This window comes from Daejeonella sp., from assembly GCF_044342615.1.
In the GTDB taxonomy this organism is placed as follows: domain Bacteria; phylum Bacteroidota; class Bacteroidia; order Sphingobacteriales; family Sphingobacteriaceae; genus Daejeonella.
Genome location: NZ_JBIIPN010000201.1, coordinates 1 through 3,598, shown reverse-complemented (window position 1 = coordinate 3,598; position 3,598 = coordinate 1). Strand labels below are relative to the sequence as shown.

The window sequence follows — 3,598 nt, the reverse complement described above, 5'->3', positions numbered from 1 at the left end:
AAATCATAGTTCAGACAATTTCGTTATCAGTTATCAGACTAACGACATCTGAAATAATAAGGTGCTGGTTAATCATTTTTGTCCTTTATCATTGTTCTTTGCTCCTTAATCTAAAACTTTTACTCTTTATTCCTTTAATTATAAAATTTCCAACTAACGCCAAATTTCAATAATTTATCTTGCATAGGATATCCCCTAACGGTATAATATCCTGTAGATAACATCCCTTGATTCACATAGTCGTACTTCAAAAACAGATTTGCACGCTTAAGGGTAGCTCGGATAAAAAGATCTACCACAGGATAGGTTGAATATTCTAAGGCTGCACTATCATTATAAAACTGTCCGACATTAATTGCATAAGCTGGAGCTTTAAATGGTGTGTTAAAACGTAGATCAAATCCAATATTTGTGGTTAATACCTTAAAAAATTTAGTAGCGTAAAAAAAACTATTGTAAGAATAAATCTCTGGAGTCCGTAAAATGTCCTGAAAATCAGTCTTTTGATATACTAGATAATTATTAAGATTAAACCTTCCCATTTTAAAGTCTTTGGCAAGAGTTATCTTAATTAAATTGATATTAGTTCCACTTTGCTCTGGCGATATTTGCTTAGCACTAGATGTTTCTTTAAAGTATAAATAATTATTTACAAGGAAGTATTCAGCTTTGGTAGTAAATTTATATTTAGGGTTTTCATAAAGAAAAGAAAGGTTAGTGATTTTTGAACGATCAAAGTTTTTATCCCAACTATGATACTGATAATTAACACGTTCGAACATTTGTTCGGGCGACTTATTTTGCAGGTAGGCCCCTAAAATTATCCTTCCAACAGATTTACTTAACAAGAAACTTGAATTAGCTTCATATAAAAAATCTCCAGCATGTTTACCTTGTGCTACCTGATTTAAATCTGCTTCTAAAATCACTTTATCACTAAAACGATAAGCAAGGGCAGCCTTCAGACTGGTATTCGTGAAATTTTCTTTATAAGCAAGCTGCTCATAACTATAAATATCGTTTTGTAGTCCGAGGTCCAATTTCAACTCATTTTTAATAAAACTCAATGCCCTCCCCCTGAGGTAAAAACTATAGTTAAACTCATTTCTAAGGTTCGAGACTCTTGTAGAATCATTGGTTTCAGTAAATGATTGGGACGGCAAGGTTGGGAATGCTCCAAAAACATCCTCTTCATTGCGGTAAAATTTGTAGCGATCTTTGGTATAGGTCAAAGCATGTGAAACCCGCTGTGTAGGCAATATTTTGGCAGAAGCTTCCGTATCAGGAATGCTATCCATCCTACCGATATAATAGAATTGTTTAAAGAAAAATTGGGTTTGACGCCATGTTTGCATCGGTCGATTGCCCCCAAGTGCCTTTAAACGTACAGGAACCGCTATTTTATCAATTGGATCATCCCTAAATAAAGAATCATTCGTAGTTGAGCCATTTTCGCCAGCTTTGATGGTATTAAAAATAACGTCACTTACAATATTATACCTTTTATTTGGCGATTCATACCAAGCAAATAAAGCCGCATTGAGATGGTCGGCCTTTTGGTTGACATAAAAACCCTCAGCACTTAAACGATTATACATGGCTCCTACATTTAAATTAGGCTTCACATTTTGTGTATGAATAACTTTAAATGTTTGTTCTTGAATTCTACCATTTACATAATAAAGTTCCGTAAACGGTGTTCGTGCTCTAAAAAATTTAATAGAATCTTGGGTAAGTTTATAGGCATCAAGAGAGTGGAATCCGGCATCAAAACCAATTACTTTGCTCGGATTAAAAAGCATTTCTCGATAGGCAATACCAGCACTTCCCAGACCAATAGTGGGCTTATCAAACTTGTGAATGGGACTATAGTTTTGAAAATTATTTACCGTGGTATCTATAGGGCGCGTCTGAGTGCCTTCTTTTAAAATTTTAAGATTGGTGTACCTAATGTATTTAGAAGTATAAATAATTGAGTCCTGCTGCATTTCCTCACTGTTTTGAGCACCACTTCCTCCCCCTCTATTCATCACAGAACCCATGCCTTCACCCCCAGCACGAATTGTCCTTTGCGCAAAGCCCTCATTAACAATGAGATAATTCAATAAAAAAAATATAAAAATTAAGCGTTTAATCATTCCATTTCGAGAATAAGATCTTTTAAAATCTTGGTCATTTTGGGTTCTGCCTCTTGTGCTGTTTTAATTATTTCATCCAATGACACTACTTTTAATGTTTCTGGGAAGCCTTCATCAGTAAGCACAGAAATAGCAAAAACGGGCAATGACATATGATTTGCAACAATTACCTCAGGCACTGTACTCATTCCCACGGCATCAGCGCCAATATTTCGTAAAAAGCGATATTCTGCTCTAGTTTCGAGGTTTGGCCCATTTACTGAAACATAAACACCAGCATGGCAAGTAATATTATTTTTCTTGGCAATATCCAAAGCACATACAATCATTTCTTTATTGTAAGGCTCACTCATATCCGGAAAACGGGGACCAAGACTATCATCATTCCGACCACGTAAAGGATTGTCAGTCTGCATGTTAATATGATCTTCGATGATCATTAAATCACCCTTCTTAAATGCTGGATTTAATGCACCGCTCGCATTTGAGACAAACAATTTTTTAATTCCTAGAAGCTTCATTACCCGAACTGGAAAGGTTATTTGCTTCATATCATAGCCTTCATAATAGTGTAAACGCCCTTGCATTGCAACAACTTTCTTCCCGCCAAGAATTCCAAATATTAACTTCCCCGAATGAAACTCAAGGGTGGAAATAGGAAAATTTGGGATATTAGAATACATTAATTGGTGATGTATTTCAATATCATCTACAAGTCCGCCTAAACCGGTCCCTAAAATTATCCCAATTTCCGGCTCAAAAACATCAATTTTACGCTTAATATATTCTACTGTCGACTGCAGATTCTGTTGCATAGTTTATAATTAAATTATTGAACGAAGTTTTTTCAGGCTCTTCAAAATCTGCCTCAATAGGTAGATAAAAGATTGGAATACCTTTAAGCAGATTATTAAACTGTTTAGAGTTTAAACGTTGTGCATCCTTTTCAGTAGTAATAATTATGTTATTACCGGTTCCAAGCTGAATATATTCGCGTACAAGTTTAGTAATATTTTTATCAGTAAAATTATGATGATCGGAATACTTGTGATGAATTACCTTAGATACATAGCCCTGTAACATTTCTAGCAAAGGTTTCGGATTGGCTATTCCTGTTAATAAAATAATATTTGAAGAACTATTTAATGAGCTCAATGGCCTTGAAAGGTGCTCTTCATAAACAGATTTCAAATTACCATATTTTAAAAATGAAAAAAATAAAGCTTGGTTCGGCTTCAGATCTAATTTACTCGCTATCAGCTGCTTTTGTGATTCATCAATAGTTTTAGGACATTTAGTGATCACTACAATATCTGCTCTTTTCTTTTGCGACATCGGCTCCCTCAAATTACCCGCTGGCAACAAAAACTGATGGGATTGGAAAGATGAAAATTCAAACAATAAAATACTTAATCCTGGCTTTACTGCTCGATGTTGAAATGCATCATCTAGAATGACAA

The 3,598-nt window shown here is 34.7% G+C and carries 3 protein-coding genes; all 3 read right to left on the bottom strand.

Annotated features, from left to right (window positions below):
• Positions 1-134: 134 nt before the first annotated feature.
• On the bottom strand, positions 135-2,105 hold the full coding sequence (locus ACIQ0D_RS12255; RefSeq protein ID WP_395806026.1) for a putative porin: 1,971 nt from the start codon (positions 2,103-2,105) through the stop codon (positions 135-137).
• Positions 2,106-2,134: 29 nt separating this feature from the next.
• Entirely contained in the window at positions 2,135-2,953 is an 819-nt protein-coding gene (locus ACIQ0D_RS12250; RefSeq protein WP_395806024.1) for a purine-nucleoside phosphorylase, read from the bottom strand.
• The coding region (locus tag ACIQ0D_RS12245; protein WP_395806022.1) for a tetraacyldisaccharide 4'-kinase at positions 2,916-3,598 on the bottom strand (683 nt) is incomplete at its 5' end. The genes ACIQ0D_RS12245 and ACIQ0D_RS12250, both read right to left, overlap by 38 nt.

What these genes read in the sequence shown, in the direction of transcription:
- ACIQ0D_RS12250 (WP_395806024.1), bottom strand. Translation starts at nt 2,953, where the DNA reads ATGCAACAGAATCTGCAGTCGACAGTAGAATATATTAAGCGTAAAATT.